The organism is Bradyrhizobium erythrophlei (assembly GCF_900142985.1).
Lineage (GTDB): Bacteria > Pseudomonadota > Alphaproteobacteria > Rhizobiales > Xanthobacteraceae > Bradyrhizobium > Bradyrhizobium erythrophlei_B.
On the sequence record NZ_LT670849.1, the window covers coordinates 4547257 to 4564713 of the forward strand.

At 57.8% G+C, this 17457-nt stretch carries 13 protein-coding genes and 2 pseudogenes; 7 read left to right on the top strand and 8 right to left on the bottom strand.

Features of this window, described 5'->3' with window-relative positions; genetic code table 11:
• Positions 1 to 183 precede the first annotated feature (183 nt).
• A pseudogene (locus tag BUA38_RS21350) lies at positions 184 to 642 on the bottom strand (calcium/proton exchanger); the annotation flags it as partial.
• A 724-nt stretch (positions 643 to 1366) separates the two neighbouring features.
• On the opposite strand from BUA38_RS21350, the gene BUA38_RS21355 reads away from it, so the two are divergent.
• Positions 1367 to 1540 (top strand): hypothetical protein, encoded by a 174-nt coding sequence (locus BUA38_RS21355; protein WP_172806061.1) that lies wholly within the window; start codon positions 1367 to 1369, stop codon positions 1538 to 1540.
• Between the two features lie 124 nt (positions 1541 to 1664).
• On the opposite strand, the gene BUA38_RS21360 is transcribed toward BUA38_RS21355, so the two are convergent.
• A complete protein-coding gene (locus BUA38_RS21360; RefSeq protein WP_072820951.1) occupies positions 1665 to 2423 on the bottom strand; it encodes a carbonic anhydrase in 759 nt (252 codons plus the stop codon).
• Positions 2424 to 2467: 44 nt separating this feature from the next.
• The gene (locus BUA38_RS21365; protein ID WP_072820953.1) at positions 2468 to 2710 is read right to left on the bottom strand and encodes a hypothetical protein; all 243 of its coding nucleotides are present in this window, start codon (positions 2708 to 2710) and stop codon (positions 2468 to 2470) included.
• Between the two features lie 142 nt (positions 2711 to 2852).
• Between BUA38_RS21365 and BUA38_RS21370 the strand changes: the two genes are divergently transcribed.
• Positions 2853 to 3326 (top strand): hypothetical protein, encoded by a 474-nt coding sequence (locus BUA38_RS21370; protein ID WP_072820955.1) that lies wholly within the window; start codon positions 2853 to 2855, stop codon positions 3324 to 3326.
• Positions 3319 to 4548 carry an HlyD family secretion protein gene (locus BUA38_RS21375; protein WP_072820957.1) on the top strand — a complete coding sequence of 410 codons (1230 nt, stop codon included), beginning with the start codon at positions 3319 to 3321 and terminating at the stop codon, positions 4546 to 4548. The genes BUA38_RS21370 and BUA38_RS21375 overlap by 8 nt, the downstream gene beginning before the upstream one ends.
• A gap of 651 nt (positions 4549 to 5199) precedes the next feature.
• Here the strand turns inward: BUA38_RS21375 and BUA38_RS21380 are convergent.
• The 4 genes from BUA38_RS21380 to BUA38_RS21395 all read right to left on the bottom strand — a co-directional run bounded on the left by BUA38_RS21380 (position 5200) and on the right by BUA38_RS21395 (position 10401).
• On the bottom strand, positions 5200 to 6252 hold the full coding sequence (locus tag BUA38_RS21380) for an IS110 family transposase (protein ID WP_072820959.1): 1053 nt from the start codon (positions 6250 to 6252) through the stop codon (positions 5200 to 5202).
• A 284-nt stretch (positions 6253 to 6536) separates the two neighbouring features.
• The gene (locus BUA38_RS21385) at positions 6537 to 6938 is read right to left on the bottom strand and encodes a transposase (RefSeq protein WP_072820961.1); all 402 of its coding nucleotides are present in this window, start codon (positions 6936 to 6938) and stop codon (positions 6537 to 6539) included.
• A 136-nt stretch (positions 6939 to 7074) separates the two neighbouring features.
• Positions 7075 to 8925 (bottom strand): sensor histidine kinase, encoded by a 1851-nt coding sequence (locus BUA38_RS21390; RefSeq protein WP_072820963.1) that lies wholly within the window; start codon positions 8923 to 8925, stop codon positions 7075 to 7077.
• 138 nt (positions 8926 to 9063) lie between these two features.
• Positions 9064 to 10401 (bottom strand): carbohydrate porin, encoded by a 1338-nt coding sequence (locus tag BUA38_RS21395; protein WP_083587678.1) that lies wholly within the window; start codon positions 10399 to 10401, stop codon positions 9064 to 9066.
• 1836 nt (positions 10402 to 12237) lie between these two features.
• Between BUA38_RS21395 and BUA38_RS21400 the strand changes: the two genes are divergently transcribed.
• The gene (locus tag BUA38_RS21400) at positions 12238 to 13347 is read left to right on the top strand and encodes an AI-2E family transporter (RefSeq protein WP_244553005.1); all 1110 of its coding nucleotides are present in this window, start codon (positions 12238 to 12240) and stop codon (positions 13345 to 13347) included.
• Positions 13348 to 13863: 516 nt separating this feature from the next.
• On the opposite strand, the pseudogene BUA38_RS38105 reads toward BUA38_RS21400, so the two are convergent.
• A pseudogene (locus BUA38_RS38105) lies at positions 13864 to 14415 on the bottom strand (IS110 family transposase); the annotation flags it as partial.
• 1419 nt (positions 14416 to 15834) lie between these two features.
• Between BUA38_RS38105 and BUA38_RS36845 the strand changes: the two are divergent.
• The 3 genes from BUA38_RS36845 (at position 15835) to BUA38_RS38490 (ending at position 17425) form a co-directional block, all read left to right on the top strand.
• The gene (locus BUA38_RS36845) at positions 15835 to 15987 is read left to right on the top strand and encodes a hypothetical protein (protein WP_156898617.1); all 153 of its coding nucleotides are present in this window, start codon (positions 15835 to 15837) and stop codon (positions 15985 to 15987) included.
• 949 nt (positions 15988 to 16936) lie between these two features.
• A complete protein-coding gene (locus tag BUA38_RS21430) occupies positions 16937 to 17176 on the top strand; it encodes a hypothetical protein (RefSeq protein ID WP_072820973.1) in 240 nt (79 codons plus the stop codon).
• A gap of 114 nt (positions 17177 to 17290) precedes the next feature.
• A complete protein-coding gene (locus tag BUA38_RS38490) occupies positions 17291 to 17425 on the top strand; it encodes a hypothetical protein (protein ID WP_276328137.1) in 135 nt (44 codons plus the stop codon).
• The last annotated feature ends 32 nt before the right edge of the window (positions 17426 to 17457 follow it).

Below are 17457 nucleotides of genomic sequence, written 5' to 3' on the forward strand. Positions count from 1 at the left end.
AGGTTCTCAGTGCGGCAGGTCAGCAGGCTTCGGCAGCCGGCTGGCGATACGGCTTCCAGATGCTCCGGCGACCGCCGCCATGCATTCTGATCCCGGCCTACAATAGAGTGGGCGAAGGACGTGAGCGAGTTAGAACGTTAGACCTCCGGCGTCCTGCACTGTCTGCCGGTTGGCAAAGTCCCAGATCGGAGACGAGGCGAGCAGCGCGACGGTCGCCATCAGCAACAACCCGGAATAGAGCCGGCCGCCGGACCGGTTAAACTCCTGGACGTGGTAGCGCAATCCGCCGATCAGCAGGCATGCGCCGAGCATGAAAAGGGCGTTAGTGACAATTGCGCCCCCGATCGACGCCTTCACCAGCATGTACTGGCCGGCGCGCAGCGCTGTGATGGCGATGATCGTTCCGTAAGATTGCCAAGCGTGGCATTGAGCAATCCGCCGACGGCATCGCCGGTCTTGGCGGCGACCGCTTCGGTCGCGTGGCTCAGCAGGGCGGCCAGCGGCACGATGGCGAGCATCGGCCAGCATAAACAACAAGGTAGGAGAATGCGGCGCCGCCGCTTCAGCTACCAGTACGGTAGGTACGAAGACCAGCATCCAGAGCAAAGGGGTTTGCCGGATTTCCGTGAGCAGGGCTTGCATCGCGGCTGCCGCCTCGATATTGGGTGCGATGGCGGAAAATCCCACTCCGTTGCGGACCGGCGTTGATCTGGCTCAACACGCATTTTTCGCCTTCCCCTCAGAAAATTTCCGCGTTGGGTCAAACTCTGCCCTCGGACCGCAATAGAGCTAGGTCCGTTCATCTCTGGATTGCGTTGCAAAAGTCGGAAGTTGCAGCGGTCCAAATTTTTGGCGAAAACCTGAAACGCAACGAGGTCGACGATTCGCATAGTCTCAGTCGCGCTACCGAAGTCGCCGACGAATTTGGCGCAAGGGGATGAGGCCCCTCAGATCATTGCCAGCGGCTCTCAGAAATTTTGTATCTACTGCTAAACGACTTTTGCAACACTATCCTCTGCATAGCGGACTTGTGCTGATGGCACCGGCATAACATTTCGTGCCCGGAACAGACTCATGCAACTACCGCAGCAAGCAACGTCTGTTCGATCACCTCGTCAGCACGGGTCTGCAGGACCGGCCCGCCGGCACCCGGCTTTTCAGTGCTTCGCGTTGATGCAGATCAATTGGCAGCTGCTCATTTGGCGCAACGTGTTCAGGCGCCGCCTTCATCGGCGCGGTCCCGCTGATCTGGGTCATCGGGGCGGATACGGCCTGCCCTAGGTCATCGAGGCTACGCCAAGCGAAGCAAGAGGTTGTTTGCAGCAGCCGAAGCGCACCGCGAAACAAGACGGTGATGGAGGATATTGTGACCCATGTTCTAATCGTCATGAGCTGGCTTGGGGCTGTCAATGGTGCCGTGATATCGACACAGGAGTTTACGAGCGAAGAGCGTTGCGAAGCAGCCCGGCAGGCACTGATCGAGTACGCCAAGGCCCGTGGCCTTGACGAGACGCTTAGGCCGCTCTGCATGCAAAAATGAGGCTGGATAGATAGGCTGCATACCATCGTTTGACCCCTCATGGCGCGTGCTGGAAACCAAAGATCAATATGGTCCGTGCATCGACATTGATGGATCTTACGTCCCTCGTAGTATTCCTGTTTGCTCATTCAGAACGCAGCACGGCACGGCGGTTCACCTTCTGCGCCGGCCGCGCGTTCATCTCATAGACGTTGGCGAAAGCGGTGATGTCCGCGTCGGCGACCTGTATGGGGTTAGTAAGCAGCAGCCATTCGACGGTTTCGGAGCAGGGCGGTGTCGTCAGCGAGCCAGGATAGCGATAGTAGGCGTGCCGCCCCCGAGCCAAGAGGCCGTTCGGGTTGATAGCCGAGTCGGCTTTGACGGTCTCACCTTCATGGGTTGGCATGGTTGAGATGATCCTACTGAACACCGGGTTGGGCTTTCCTGCGACCATCAGCGCAGCGACCACGGCGAGCGCGCCCGAAGCATGAGCATGAACAAAATGCGCTTCCATGGCAAAGCGCTTGCCGCCGATGAGGTGCTCGCTCGGATGATGGAAGTGAAACTGCAACAGCCGGTAAGGCCCGCTGCCAAAACTGAGCGTGTTCCCCTGGCCCGCATTGAGTTGGATTGTGTGACCGTTGTTGACAATGGTGTCAGCGTTCTTGCCCCAGGAAATCCTGAGCGGCGGCAGTTGCGCTCTAATCGACCCGAGAATGTCGATGGGCGATTGCTGGCTACCAACTGAGCAGACTTTGCTCTCGGCATCGACATCGCCCCACTTATCGGGGCCAGCAGTGCCTCGATAGGTCCAATGCGTCGCCTCGACGGCGAAGCCGGTGGACGTGCAGAGCGGGCACAGTGCGAGCCCGGTCAAGGCTTTCAATGCGTGGCGACGGTTCATACAATCCTCTTCGACGGTTGCACAAGCTCAACCATAAAGCCGCGCTAGACTTGCGACGCCGGGCGCGAGTCGCTCCTTCCAACAATTTCCTTCGGTAATCCATCGAAGCAATCGTCCGGTTGTGGTTTGAGATAGATCAAGCTCTGTTCGGTGTTAGGGCCGGATCGTCTAGAGAGACGAACTTCGGGACAACGTCGCTGCTCCTCGGCCGTTTCCGCCTCCTTGACGGCGGCTTTCTTCTGGATTTCCTTTGCGGTCGGCAGCAGTTCATCGATTTTGTTGGGCATGGCAGTTCCTGAACTTCGGGCAATTCACCATTCCTGCCCTCTAAAGCTACGGCCGCGCGAAGACACCATCCTTTGATCCAGATCAAACCTCGTCTGACGCTAGGCCGCACCGTCCCGCGCAACGGGGCAGTCGAGAGATGCAGTGACCGACCAGCTTCATCCAATGATGCCGCATCATCTGCCGTTCTATGTCGTCAAGCCCGGCGAGACGGATGTCCTGATGATCGTGATGGGCGTCTTTCTGATCTTGGCGATACTCGGTGTTGGCAACGTCTACTTGCGCCTGCACTCCCTTCCGGAGCGGATGGCCCACAAGGGACAAAAACTACAATTCGAGATCGTAGCCGTGCTCGGGCTGCTCTCGCTCTTCACCCATATCCACATCTTCCGGATCGCCGGGCTATTGCTCGCCCTGGTCGATCTGCCCGATTTCACCACCCCACTTTCGAGCATCGCGGGATCGGTCGAGAGGATAGCAGATAACGAAAGTCCTCCGACCGAGTCGCCTGCAGATGAAACAGCGGAGGTTCAAGCAACCCGAGCGGTGGAACGCGCCTCGCTCGCTGTCTCAAGGTCCGCGAGTGCGCCAGCGAAGGAGGGCCACGGCCATGTTTGAGCTTATGCTCTGCTCCTTATTTACCCTGGTCCCGGATTATCTTTATCGCCGCTATAGGCAAGGCAAGCGGATCGGCAGAGAGATCACGTTGTTCTCGATGTGGTACGAGCTTCGATGGGGAATTACCGGATGCGTGATGCTCACGGTGCTCCTCATCACCATGATCTTCTACTATCACCCGTCCACCAGTTCGGCTGCGCTGTTCTTCAGGACGGTGCCGATCGCGCCGGAAACCATAGGGCGTGTTGCCGAGGTGTTTGTCGACTTTAGCGCGCCGGTCAAGAAGGGTACAGTGCTGTTCACGCTCGACAGCTCGAAGCAGCGCGCCGCGACCGAAACCGCCAAAAAGAAGATTGCGGAAGTCAATGTTCAGCTCGTCGCAGCAAAGGTCGATGTGGCCAAAGCAGAAGCCCAGCTTCAGCAGGCTCAAAGCGACTACAAGCAGGCCAAGGCTGAGCTCGACGTGAAGAGCGAATTGCAGCGGCGCAGCCCCGGTATCGTACCGCAGCGCGAGATCGAGAAACTGCAGGTGCTCGCTGATGGCCGGCAGGCTGCGGTCGGTGCAGCGAGTGCGGCAAAGCAATCTACCGAGATCCAGATGTCGACGGTCCTTCCGGCAGCCAAGGCAAGCGCGCAAGCCGTGCTCGATCAAGCCGAGGTCGAGTTGGACAAGACGATCGTTCGTGCCGGTGTCGACGGACGGGTCGAGCAGTTTTTGCTGCGGCCCGGCGATGTCGTAAACCCATTAATGAGGCCGGCCGGCATTTTGATTCCTGAGGGTGCAGGCCAGCGTGGGCTGCAGGCCGGTTTCGGACAGATTGAAGCGCAGGTGTTGAAGCCCGGAATGATCGCGGAAGCCGCGTGCACGTCGCTGCCCTGGACCATTATCCCGATGGTCATCACGAGCGTGCAGGATTACATCGCGGCCGGGCAGTTCCGTGGCGGTGAGCAGCTCATCGATGCCAGCGCCGCCAAGCCCGGAACGATTCTGGTATTCTTGGAGCCCCTTGAGAAGGACGGCTTGGCCGATGTTACGGCTGGCAGCAGCTGCATCGTCAACGCCTACACCAGCAACCACGAGGTCATCGCGTCAAAGGAGACCGGCGCGTTCAAAGGCTTTGCTCTGCACGCGATCGATGCCACCGGCCTCGTGCATGCCTTACTGCTGCGAATCCAGGCACTGCTGCTACCAGTCAAGACATTGGTGCTGAGCGGCCATTAATGCGCTCCATCTCGTTTCGAAGAAACGAAGCATGACAGGTTTTGAAAAGGTCAGTCATGCGTTTGGCCAATGGCCCGAACGTAAAGGGACTACTCATTATAAAGAGCGATGGAAAGGGGGCCAGTACCCAATGAAAGAGGCCGCCTCTGGGGGGAGTGGGGCGGCCTCCGGTTCACTGAAATAAACCGAGTCACGACTGGGTGGGGCAGTAGGGGGACGTCGTCGTGACCGGAACTATCGAAGCTGATCGTCCGAAACCGCTTTTAGCCTCTCAGTACAGCTTTCTGAAGCGGCCTTCACGAACCATAAAAGAGCTACGAGCGCGATTGCGACCGGTATCGGGCCTAGCACAACTACCAAGATACGATACGCAAGATCGTCTCGCATTGGAGAAGGTATCTAACCATGGAACCAATGCAATGTGCGGTTTGTGCCATGTGTGGACGTATATGGACCCGCCCGATTGCAACAGATCGGCTGAGTTAGTATCGATGGTCACAACTGCTGACGTATATCCGGCTTCTTGATGCGGCTGGACAACGTCTTCGCCGCGAGCCTCGATGGGTTTTCGCCCGGGGGGTGACCGTCTCACCATCTCTTGCCTTTTGCTGCAATTGCCGAGGTGGGACCTCCTTCTCCTTTACCGAACCGTCAAGCCGCCGCTTTCATCGACCGTTCCGGTTCATAAGCGGTATTGCCCGCGAGCATCGCCCAGACGATTCTCGCGTTCTTGTTAGCAAGTGCCACCGCCGCAACATTTGCATGTCGCCGTTGCCGCAGTTTTCCGAGCCAAAGGCTTCTTGCATCCTGCTTGCCGCCAGCTCGCGCCAGGGCAGCGCGGGCACCGTGGATCATCAGCGTGCGCAGGTATCGATCGCCGCGCTTGCTGATGCCAAATAGATGGGCTCTTCCTCCGCTCGATCGTTGTTTCGGTACCAGGCCAAGCCAAGCCGCGAACTGACGACCGTTCTTGAAGCAGGTTCTGTCACCGACAGCTGCGGTCAATGCCGTCGCCGTAATCGGACCAATTCCCTCGATCTTGCCGAGGCGCTGGCAGGGCTCGCTGTTGCGGAAGATTTCGCATATTCGGCGATCGTAGGATGCAATTCGCCGATCCAGTTCAGCCAATTCCTCCCGCAGCTCCCTCATGAGAGAACGGACTAGCTCGCTGAGGTCGTCATTGCAGTGTGCGACGAGTTCGGCGAGGCCACGCCGTAACTGGGTGATGTCCCGCGGGATGACGATTCCGTGCTCGGCAAGGAGACCGCGCACCTGGTTCACCAGCTTAACCCGATCCGATATTAGGCGACGGCGAACCCGATGTACGGCCTGAACTGCCAGCTGCTCGGTCGACTTCGGCGGAACAAACCGCATCGACGGCCGACTGATCGCTTCACAGATGGCTTCTGCATCATTTCGGTCATTCTTGTTCGACTTGACGTACGGCGTCACGAACTGGGGGCTGATTAGCCGAACCTGATGACCTAGATCGGTGAGCACTTGGGCCCAGCAATGTGCTCCGTTAGAGGCCTCCATGCCCACCATGCACGGCGGCAAATTGGCGAAGAAGCGCGATACGAAATCCCGCCGCAGAGTCTTCCGCAGGACGATCTTCCCGCGTGCATCGACGCCATGAACCGCAAACCTATACGAACGACCTGCATGACACTCCTCCTTGGCTGCAGCTGACGTTCGAGATTCCACCTCGCCGCGAGGGCGGGGTCCATACCATTGGCTCCGGGTTGGCAAGAGCTTTTTTCACGTTTTGCAGCATTGGTCGGTGCAGCCATGTGTTCGGCGCCTTTCAATGCGGCTCACATGACCGCTGGCAATAATGCCCTCCGCGGATCAGGTCCCGGTCAAAACCGCGCATTCGACGATGCGATGGCACAAGTGGGTTGTCCTGATCGCCGGATCGACCGGCTCTGCATTACGTGCTGTTCGCCCTCCCAACCTTCACATCACGCCGGGCATCCGGCGCGATTTGCTTATCGCGCAAGCGCGACGGGTTCCTCGTATCGCTCGCCCCAGGCCATCATGGCCCAGACCATTCGGGCGATCTTGTTGGCAAGCGCGATAGCTGCGACCTTGGTCGGCCGCCGCGCCAGCAACGCCGTGAGCCAGGGCCGATGTTTGGTGCCATGGATCTTGGCGTAACGGATGACAGAAAGCGCGCCGGCCACAAACAGGCCGCGCAGATAGCGATCACCTTGCTTGCTTATATTACTGAGCCTGTTCTTGCCTCCACTGGAGTGCTGCTTCGGCACCATACCGATCCAGGCCGAGAAGTTGCGCCCTGATCTGAAGGACGTCGGATCAGCAACGGCAGCGACCAAAGCAGTGGCCAGCACCGGACCGACGTCAGGGGCTTCTTCGAGCCTCTTGCTCATTTCGTTGGATCGATGTCCTCTGAATCGCGGGAGCCTTAACAGCGCCCACCTCCATGGCACCGATGTGCCGGCGAAGGAGCCGTCCACAGCATCAACATCGGAAGGCGCTCCGCTTCGTATAGCGCGATGGAATCTCTTACCGTCGGACCAGTGGAAGTTTAATCTCAAACGAGGCACCGCCGTGATCGCGATTTTTGGCCTGTATCAACCCACGGTGAGCCGCGATAATGGTGCTCGCGATGGACAGCCCCATCCCCATGCCTTCCGGCTTGCTGGTGAAAAACGGCTCGAAGATCTCCTTTAATTTGTCTTCGGGAATGCCCGGCCCGAGATCGGACACGGATAGTTCGGCAAAGCCTTCGACGCGCGAAGTCCGGATACTGATGACGCGGTTTTCGGCAGGCGTGTCCATCATCGCGTCGATCCCGTTCACGACAAGGTTTAGAATGACTTGTTGAAGTTGGATGCGATCACCAAGAATCGGAAGCGCGTCCGGAGCGTTCACACCAACCAGTTCGATCTTGCGCCTGACGGCAAGAGAAGAAAGAAATTCGATGGTTTCCCGCGCGAGGTCGTTGAGGTCGAGACTTTTCAGTTCGAAGGGTGTCTTTCTGAGAAGGCTCCTCACCCTGCGGATGACTTCGGCGGCGCGTCGGTCGTCCCGTACAATATCGCCAACAATCTCGTTCAGTTCCACGATGTCAGGGCTCGAAGATTTCAGAATTTCCTGTGCGGTTTCGGCGTTGCTCAGAATAGAGCCCAACGGCTGGTTGATTTCATGAGCGATTGAGGCGGTCAGTTCGCCAGCGGTCGAGAAGCGGTTAACATGGACAAGTTCTGCCATCCGCTGCCCGGACTCCGCTTCGGCCAAACGACGCCGACGATGTGCATTCAGCAGGATCGTGATAAACCCAGCTTGCATGAGCATCACGGCCGCGATCAGCGCGATTTGCCATGAATACCGTTCCCATGCCGTTGGCTCCCGAAACCAGATTTCGCTGCCCGGCGGCAGGCGGCTCTCGCTGATGTTCCAGCGCTTAAGTTGTCGCCAATCGTATTTCGGTGTTGAGAAGCCAACCGGAGAAACCTTGATGTCACTTCCCTTCTCTCCTGCCAACATTCGGAGGGCAACGGCAGCAATCGGTCGGGCGCCCTCGTCCGCTGAAAACATCGGGCCGCCAACAATCTCACCGTTAAAGTGCGACAGGTCGAACGTAAAAATGGGAGCGTTGGCGACCTCAGAGATGCGCTTCAACGGCTCCTTGTCTCCATAGACGGCACCTGCGCCGTCCACCGCTAGCACCAGAAAAAAGATTGCACTGTGGGGCGGCAAACTCGCAACCTGCTGCAAGATTTCCCCGAACGGCCGCTCGTTGTAAAAGCGCAACTCAACCTTGTTCTCCAGCAGACGACCCAATATCCGTTGCTGCTCGGCAGCCCAAAATCGCTCATTGGGGGAGTTTCCGATGATCATTGCGATGGTCTTCGTCTCCGGCAACAGCCGCAGAATATTTTGGACAAGAGCGGCTTCGTCGAACCGCACCCCAACCACGGCGTCTTGCTCGGACAACGCGGATTGTTCAACCCGGCGCTCTTCGACTACCGCGAGCAGCATCGGCGTTGCCGGAAACAGGTCTGGCCTGTGTTGCTGGACGAAGCGAGCCGCGGGCGCAAAGATAGCGACGATCAAATCGGGCGGTCTTTGAGCGTAGAGCGCCTTGAGATACTCAACAAATTTGGCCTCAGCGGCGTCGTCGCCATTCCGAGCCGTGACGAGCGATTGTTCGTGAATGTCCAGCGGCCAAGGCGACCGTCGGTTCAATTCATTGCGGATCTCTCCGCTCCATGCGGCTGCCTGCTGGAAATTCGGGCCATACGAGTGAAGGAACAGGATTTGTTTCGGCCGAGCGGCAGTCTCGCCAGACTTAGGCTGTGCGGCACTCTCGCCAATTGAGACCAACAGGACGGCGGCGGCGGCGACCCACATATAAACAAGCCGCTTCAGCGGTGAGGTGCGTAGTGCGGCTATGCGGCCCCCATGGGGCGCGATCCGTCGGCTCAGGATTTCCCGACATTCGACTAGAGCATCCAAAGAAGTCGCCTCACCGGGCCCCATTACTGCGCCCTACCAGTACATGACCACGTTAGCCAGCAAATTGAGGTCACTCCCCGTCTGCGGTGTATAGATCACGGGTGTGGGATTGTTCGTGTAGCCGAGGCCGATGCCCGCGCGAATGCCAGGCGCAATGGCTGCATTATATGCTGCGGTGATCGAAAAATTGCCGCTATGCGCGAGTTGGCCACTCTGCAAGACGGCATCGACCACATAGTTGCTGAAGACGTTTCGGGAGACGACCAGGGACACCATATCCGCCGGCCGGGACGGCAGAAGACCTATCCCGTAAAGGCGTAGCTCGTAATACTGGCTGATGCGATTGAATTCCGGCGGCGCGTACATTGCGCTGACGCCCGCGTACCATCCTCTTGCAGCCTGACCTACCGCCGCCGCCAGTTGGACAACTTGTTGATCCGCCAGAACGTAACCCGCGTAATTCCCGGTATTCCGCCCGCCAAATTCAAAATCGACGTATCTGCTGGTGTTGATGATCGGTGCGGCACGCACCCAGGTCGCAAGCTGGCCGGGCGATGCCTCCTTGCGATAACCAAACTCGTCGATGATGAGAACCCCGCTGTTCAGCGTAGCCCAGTCCAGCCCAGCCGGATTGGCAGCCTTCTCAGCGAGGGGACCATCCGGATTACTGGCGACCTGCACGCCGAATTTGTTGTAAAGGCCGTCAGGACCATTGACCTTGATGTTGACCGCCGGTTTCGTAAAAGCATAAGCGCTAAGGCCAGCTTCGAACAGAATCGATCCGCTCGGTCCAAAGATGCTGGACGACAAATTACCCGCCGGAAAAGGCCCGGAATACTCAAAGTAATTGCTCAGATATCCAACCTTCAATTCAACCTGCTTGTTCAGGAAGGTCTGATAATAACTAAGTGTCGCGAGACCCAATGTGTTCGGACCGCCGGGGTCCCACGTATCATAATTGTAGATGCCGCCAACCACGATCTGCCCATCGGGTATTCCGTATCGGCTGAGGTCATAAGTGAACTGCATCACGTTATTCGTGAGAAAGGTTGGCTTCTGACCGCTATAGACCTGCTGGCCGAATGTGGTCCGCTCTGCGGGTAACATGTTGTCGAAAAAGTTGTTGTTGCTATAGCCGATGTATCCGATCCCGAGGGCTGCAAGACTTGATCGAATGCCCGCGAAATCAGGGTCGATGGTATCCTGCGGGCCGGGTAGCGCTATCGTGAGCCCTTTGATCCGAAGCGCCTCGAAATCCGGCGTTGGCGTGCCTGTCGCGGGGACGAACGCTGTATTCTCTAGTTCTCCTGCATGACATTCTGCCCGCAGAAGCAGCGCCGCACAAATCGATAACGTGATCGCCCTTAACATGGTCAAGGCTCAATCGGAATGCAACCAGAATACAACGCGGTGCAATCATGTCCAGTCTATCGCGTTTGCTGCCTCCCTAACCGTTGGGTCGCAGTGTAGATTTTTGTGGGGCCGCGGGCCTCGTCGCAACCGCCGCTCTGCTAATTTTCACGAGCGTGGTAGGTCTGAAAGAGGCGGACTAAAAGTCGCCTCTTTCAGCTTTCTTTTAGAGCCGCCCTACCGATGGCGACCTAATGACTCCAAGCCTCTGAATAAGGGCTGCAGTCATAGATGTGATGGGGCTGACATTCATGAAAACCCCAGGGGCTGGACGCATAGTAGCCGCCGGCCCAACCCGAGCCTGTATTCGCATAAGCATAAGAATCTGCATAGCCAGAAGGTTGGCCATAGTAAGCCGCCGGAGCATAAGCTCCACTCCGATAGTAACCCGAACGATAGTAGCCTCCGGGGGTCGTGGCTGCTACCGCTGCAGCACCGATCGCGGCGGTTGCTACGCCGGCGCCCACTACACCGGCGCCATAACCATATGCGGCCCGCCGGTAGTTTCGACGCGCGACACCCGCAACGCTCACGGGCGTCAATGGACGACCGATACGCGCCTGTGCACTCTCGATCGATAGCGAGACGCCGCGCTGCTCGGACCAGCCGAACGAGAATAGCGTTGCGCAGGTGAGGGTAGTGGTCGCTATCGCAATTTTCTTAAAACTCATGTCCATTGCCATTCTCCAATGCTTTCTGCCCCTTGCACAAACGGTGCGGCTTCGTGGCGATGAGAGCCTTGCGCTATGTCAAGCCTGAGCACTACGAGCTAAAAAGGGCAGATTTTCTGACCAATTGTCCGGCTATATCTTGGGCCCTTCGTTCCGGACGACATCGATGGAAGCATCAAGCCGATTCGCTACGCGTGCCCACCATCCGGGGCCGCACTCCACGTTCGCGGCTCGAAATAGCTGCGCGTCTTGCTGCCGCTCGAGAGGAGCAACATCAACGCGCAGATCCAGACGCGGACATTACCTGCCTTGGTGTGCGTAGCCAAAGGCCCGCGTGTAAGACGCATGTCCATTGGGACAATGACCATCGGGGCAATAGTTCCGGGGCACGTGCCCGTCGTAGGTTTTCGGGAGCAATTCTCCCAGGCAGGGGACTCAAATGACTGATCAGTCGGAGTTTAATTCGCGCGCGGCATTATGTCGGTTGTTGGCACAGCGTGAGCCGGCCAACCGAGCTTTCTGGATGGCGGAAGCGGAAAATTGGTCACGCCTTTCGAAGGAGAAGCGTGACGGCGAGGACAGCGTGAAGATGGATTCCGGAATTTTGATGCGTCGGCGCGCGCAATCGACCAAATTTCTGATGATCCTAATCTAACAGAGGTTATTCGCAAACAGACTTGCCAACGTACACGGCGGATGTCCGATCAGGCGAGCGTCGCCTGAGCGGAAGTGGCCGCGTAGTGAGCGATGGCAGTTTAATCTGAAATACGGCGCCGGGATCCGGGCTCGCTGGCTGCGAATATCTGCCCATCGGGCGCTTCCACAATGGTCCGCGCAATCGAGAAAGAAAGCTTTCCTGTTCGGAAATACACTTCTTGGCACGAAAAAGGGTCGTCTCTTGGCACGAAAAAGCGTCGTCGAAAGTGATTGCATGCTGGTGTGCTCGATCGGCGCGAGCATGCCGGCCCGATCTTCGGGAAGCAGCGCGCGGATTTTGACCGGACGGCCGCTTGATCTGGATCAAGCGACCGCTGCGTAAGCGCCGATAGTCTGGCAGGCACCGGCAATTTCTACCGTGTTGTCCGGTCGCACGTTTGGAACGAGGTATCCAACGATGGCTCTGAGGATGTTTCGGCAAAGCATCGCCGGCGACGAAATCATCCAACTGGCGGTCCGCCTGGTGCTCATCGCCTTACTGGCCTATTGGTCGTTCGTTCTGATCCGTCCATTCATTCCGATTCTCATCTGGAGTATGGTTCTAGCGGTTTCCCTATACCCGCCTTACGACTGGCTATCGCTGCATCTCGGCAATCGGCCGAAGCTGGCAGCCGCCACCACCACAGGCGTCACTCTCGCGATCATTGTCGGACCGGTTACATGGCTTGGCTCTGGCCTGGTCGATGGCTTGCAAAGCATTGCGGGCCATCTTAGCGCCGGCACTCTGACGATCCCGGCACCTCCCGAAGGCGTCAAGGGCTGGCCGATCGTCGGCGGGCAGATTTACACCCTTTGGGACTATGCTTCGACAAATCTAAGAGCTGCGCTGCGCGAGCTCGCTCCGCATTTGAAGCCATTGGCAAGTCTGGTACTCGCCTTTGCGGGCAGCGCGGGTTTGGGAGCGCTCAAATTTGTTGCGGCAGTCGCACTCTCCGGCTTCCTGTTCCACTACGGTCCGCGGCTCGTCACGACAACAAAAATGATTCAGACGCGGCTCGTCACACAGCGAAGTCAGGATTTCGTCGCGCTGGCCGGGCTGACGATACGCACCGTGGCTAACGGAGTAATCGGCGTAGCCGTCCTTCAAGCGATGCTGGCGGGAATCGGATTAAAGCTTGCGGGGGTGCCTCACGCGGGCTTGCTGGCTTTCGCGGTATTGATTCTTGCAGTCCTGCAAATCGGGTCGGCGGTCGTTCTTATTCCCGTTATGATATGGATTTGGGCGACCAAGGATTTCGCGGCGGCGCTGCCGTTGATAATCTACCTTTTGATCGTGGGGTTCGCCGACAATGTCGTGAAGCCGATACTGATGGGGCGCGGGCTGAGCACGCCTACGCTTGTAATCTTCATCGGTGTTCTGGGTGGCATGCTGGCACATGGAATCCTTGGCCTGTTTGTCGGGCCCATCGTCCTCGCGGTGACATGGGAACTGGCGAGGGCATGGATCCGCGAAGAGCGGGCCGAGCTAGCCGGGCCTGACATGGAGCAGGGCACAGAAGCACTGGCAGCGAAGGCCTAGCGTCTGGCGCGCAACAAGGCCGATGGCCAAGGGTGGCATGGAGTAGCGAATGCCCCTGCGACAATATTTTTTCTGTGTTGGCGGCGTGCTGCTTGCAGTGTTGTTCATCCTGGATTCGTGGTTTCCAAAACCTCCAGTCGTTGAGAAGGCGCCAGCCAATTTGCCTCTCATTCGCATACATTCCGATCGGAAATGGCCGGAGCGCGTCGTCTACGATACCAGCCTCCCGACAATCGTTGCGACTTCGACCGCAAGTGCGGAAGTGCCCGCGCCGGAGATGGTTGGCGTCGCGCCGGCCAATACAAGAGTACGAGAGGCTTTGGCGATGCAAAAGTTGTCTGCCGACCAATCGCAGCGGTCCAACGCGAAAGTGCGAGAACCGAAGCCGGTACACCAGAGTAAGCTCGCCAGGAAGCGCGCACCAGCGCCTAGATTCGCGATGGTACGCCAGCCGCAATTCGGCTGGTTCGGCGGTAATTTCTGGTAAGGGCAGCGGATCAACGTTAGCCGGGACGGACAAGTCCGCCGGGGTGACAAGACGTCGGTACGTGTAGCCAGAATGTCTGGAAGTTGATGTCGCAGGAAGCGAAGTCCTTGCCGCACAAATATGCCGCGCTCAAGAAAACTGCGAATTTGGTTGATCACAGCCGTACGATCGCTGACGAGGCGAGACCGAACGCGATGGAGCGCCTGGAGATCCAATTGATTGTCGGTTTTTACTGGAACACAACGTGTCGAGGGACGCTGTACGGCTTCGGCGACTGCGTAGGCATCCCGAAAGTCGTTCTTGTGGCCTTGCCGGAACGGTTTGGCATAAACGGGCGGTACCTGCTTTATGTCATGGCCGAGCGCACTTAGCTCGCGAGCCACATAGTGCGTCGCCATGCCGGCTTCGAGTCCGATCAGGCACCGCGGCACATTGGCGAGCCGGGCTGCGATCCGGCCGCGAGCGATCTTCTCCCGCAAAACGATTGCCCCCTTGTCGTCGAGGCCGATCAAATGGAGGGTGTTCTTGCCCGTATCGATGCCAATGGTGTGTGCGACTATAACGGCTGTCTTATGGGACATAGCGATGTGCTCCTCGTGCTTCTAAGCCTCCGTCATTCTCTGAGCGGTTCGGGGCGGGAGCACGGCCGGTCCATCCCATTCTGAGACATGCCGGTGTGGTCTGTCGATCTCCGTTTCATCGGAGCAGATTGGAAATGATCAACGCTGGGTGAAAGTGACGCGATTGATCCTGAACCGACGAATCGGAATGTCCGCTGTCAGGTCAGGGGGTGAAGAGGGAAGCGTACCAGCACCTGATCGGTTCTCGCGCAAGCGCGACCTTGGGGCAAACACCGATCGACGGCTGGGCGTGTCATGGTCTGTGTCCCTAGTTTTCGAGAAGGTTTCGGCTCGGTCCTCGTACGGACCTTGATCTATGTCAAGCCTTCGAGCGACCAGCGCCGTAACTCTGTACGGACCGCTTGAACACGAGAGTCGGACCATCCCCGTGCCGTAAGAGGTCGGAGTGATTAGACGGTTTAGAGAGGAGCAGAATAATGATCAGGCTGATTACTGTTGCTGGCTTCACCTTATCGGTTGCAATATCGGCACAAGCTATGACGCCTGCGCCGATTCCTCAGCCGGACGGTATGATCATGCAAATCGCTGCCGCCTGCGGCGTTGGTAGGACACGAGTTAACGGTGTGTGCGTGGCCAGAACCACCATCCGCCAGACCCGCCGAGCCGTCCGCAGGTGTGCGGTCGGAGTGACTTGCTAGCGCTGATGTTTCAAACTGTCGGTGCTTGGGATGGTCGCGCACCTGTCAAGTGTTCCATGTCGTGTCGTGAGAGCCATTGATCATCGCAACACGCTCGGCCAGCGAAGGCATGTCGTTTTCAAAATGGTAGACAAGCAGGTAACGGAGGAGAGGAATCTCATGAAAAGGCTAGCAATCATCGGAGCAACGTTCATTGGCAGCATGATGCTTTGCGCTGTCCCTTTGTCTCTGCATTTCTCGCAAGCGACTGTCGTTTCAGTCGCGCTGGATACGGCGGATGCGCGAGTCGGGCGGCCCGGGACGCCCGGCAGCGTCGCAGGTGTGGCGCGCCGATCTGCACGGCGCTGCGCCGCTGGCGTTACTTGCTAATAAGCCGCGCGGCTTAAGATAACCCTCGGGGACGCGGACCGGCAGGAAACGTATCGAGAGTATCTGTGTCGCCAAGGACCACTATCAGCCATCTGCGCGGAGGGGCAAATCTTAATGGCTGATTACAGTCTAAATCTGATGGCAAAATCCCGTTGCGATAAATGTGCATGAATGAGCAATTTTGATCATTAAGCTCGAGTTGTGCTGCGGCATAATGTCTTGACGGCATCCATCGGTGACCGAGAGTCTTCTACTCCCGCCTCTCTCATTTGATCACCCGAAAGGAGATCAGTCATGTCACGTCGGACCATTACCTCGGTTGTTGCATCCGTCATCATTGGCATTGGATGCATTGCGACGATTTCAACTGACGCCTTTGCGTACCGCGGTGGCGGTCGTGCTGGTGTTGGTCGTGCTGGCGTTTATCACGGTGGCGTCCACCGCGCTGGCGTTTACCGTGGTGGCGTTTACCGTGGTGCAGCCGTACGCCGTGGGGTGGCCGTAGGCGTCGGAGCTGCCGCGGTCGGTGCTGCTGCTTACGGCGCATACGGCGCTGCCCGCTGCGGATACTACCCCTATCCAGCCTGCAACTACTAGAACTGGTGCAGAACTCGTTGCCCCTTGCGCTTTATCCCGGCGACAGAAGAATCAACGTTTGTTTGAACCAAGGACCCTCACGCGCGTGTACTGCGGGGCTGCCTCGCGCGCGCGTAGGCGCAGCCGCTGCGCGTAAGGAAATCTGACTGAGCCTCAGGTCGGGGCTTTCTGTCAGATCCCAAGCCCGGCATTCGTCACGCCATTGGCACAGCTCGGTAGCGCTTGATAGGGCTGTCGAAATGAGATGGCCTCGACCCCGCCCAATCGAGAAGACCTGCAAGGCCTGCAATGGCGCAAGACTGGGCAGTTCAAAACAACGTCCGTATCATTGCGGGTATTGAGGTTACGCAGCATGAAGCGATCACAACAAATGTATTCGTTTTCTGGTTGGTAATCTTCCTGGCTGTCTCGGAATAGAGACGCGCGGCGTGCTCATATAAAGAAACTTCGTCGCTTTGGAAGGCAGATATGTTTTCACTAAGGCTGCTCAGCACATCGACTGGCAACAATCTTCTCGTTAGTTGCGCTCTAACGAAGGTAGAACCGCTGTTGCGGTCAACGCCATCGATACTTCTTGCCAGAGACCTTGAAGTTACAATCGGGCTCATGGTGGCTTCTCATCGTGGGCCACAGCGCGGTCAGTGTTATTCGCAAACCGTCGCAGAGCTTGATCTGGATCAATCCAGCGTCGAGCGAGCAAGATGGCCAGTCCGACTCCGCAGCCAGTCATCGTGTCGAGGCCGCGTGCTAGAAGCAACTGGCTGACGTCCGAAATGGCTGTACTAACGCCGGTCACCATCAGTATGGCCATCGAGGTGAAAAAGAGCACGGCGAACGCATAGTGTGCGGCGAGTTTCGTGCTGCCGATCTCCAACCCGGCCAACCATTCCAAGGCTTTAGCGGGCGGCCGGGTCGGCCAACTTGCGCGCCGCCTTGTCGATGCCGACAAGGCGCCGCTAGCAGCGCCAATCCTCGCCGCGCTCTTTAACGCACACACTGATCACTCGTTTGACCAAAACTATTGCACTCGCGGACGCGGCGCTCCGACCTTGATCCGCGCCGAAGCGATGACCGTTTTATTAAAACTGGCCATTTAAAGGTAAACGCGATGATTGGCTTTTGGGACAATTACGCGGCGATATACTCGGCGCTTAGGTGCCTCCTCAAAGCACAGAATCCAGCGCGGCCGACGTACCGAGGATTGGATTGCCATGATCAAGCATTACATGCAAGGTGTGCTGTTCTTTGAAGGCGGCCCAGAATTGCGCATCGTGGCTTACGACGTGAGCCGAACCAGCGCCGCGGTGCATTCAGATGGAATCGGCCTCATTCCGATACACTTTTAATCACTTTCGACGGCTTTCTCACCGTTGGAAAA

Bases quoted from the DNA above. Each gene is read 5' to 3' on its own strand.
- BUA38_RS38490 (WP_276328137.1), top strand. From the start codon at position 17,291: ATGATCAAGCATTACATGCAAGGTGTGCTGTTCTTTGAAGGCGGCCCA.
- BUA38_RS21400 (WP_244553005.1), top strand. From the start codon at position 12,238: ATGTTTCGGCAAAGCATCGCCGGCGACGAAATCATCCAACTGGCGGTC.
- BUA38_RS21395 (WP_083587678.1), bottom strand. From the start codon at position 10,401: ATGTTAAGGGCGATCACGTTATCGATTTGTGCGGCGCTGCTTCTGCGG.
- BUA38_RS21375 (WP_072820957.1), top strand. From the start codon at position 3,319: ATGTTTGAGCTTATGCTCTGCTCCTTATTTACCCTGGTCCCGGATTAT.
- BUA38_RS21360 (WP_072820951.1), bottom strand. From the start codon at position 2,423: ATGAACCGTCGCCACGCATTGAAAGCCTTGACCGGGCTCGCACTGTGC.
- BUA38_RS21385 (WP_072820961.1), bottom strand. From the start codon at position 6,938: ATGAGCAAGAGGCTCGAAGAAGCCCCTGACGTCGGTCCGGTGCTGGCC.
- BUA38_RS21365 (WP_072820953.1), bottom strand. From the start codon at position 2,710: ATGCCCAACAAAATCGATGAACTGCTGCCGACCGCAAAGGAAATCCAG.
- BUA38_RS21390 (WP_072820963.1), bottom strand. From the start codon at position 8,925: ATGTGGGTCGCCGCCGCCGCCGTCCTGTTGGTCTCAATTGGCGAGAGT.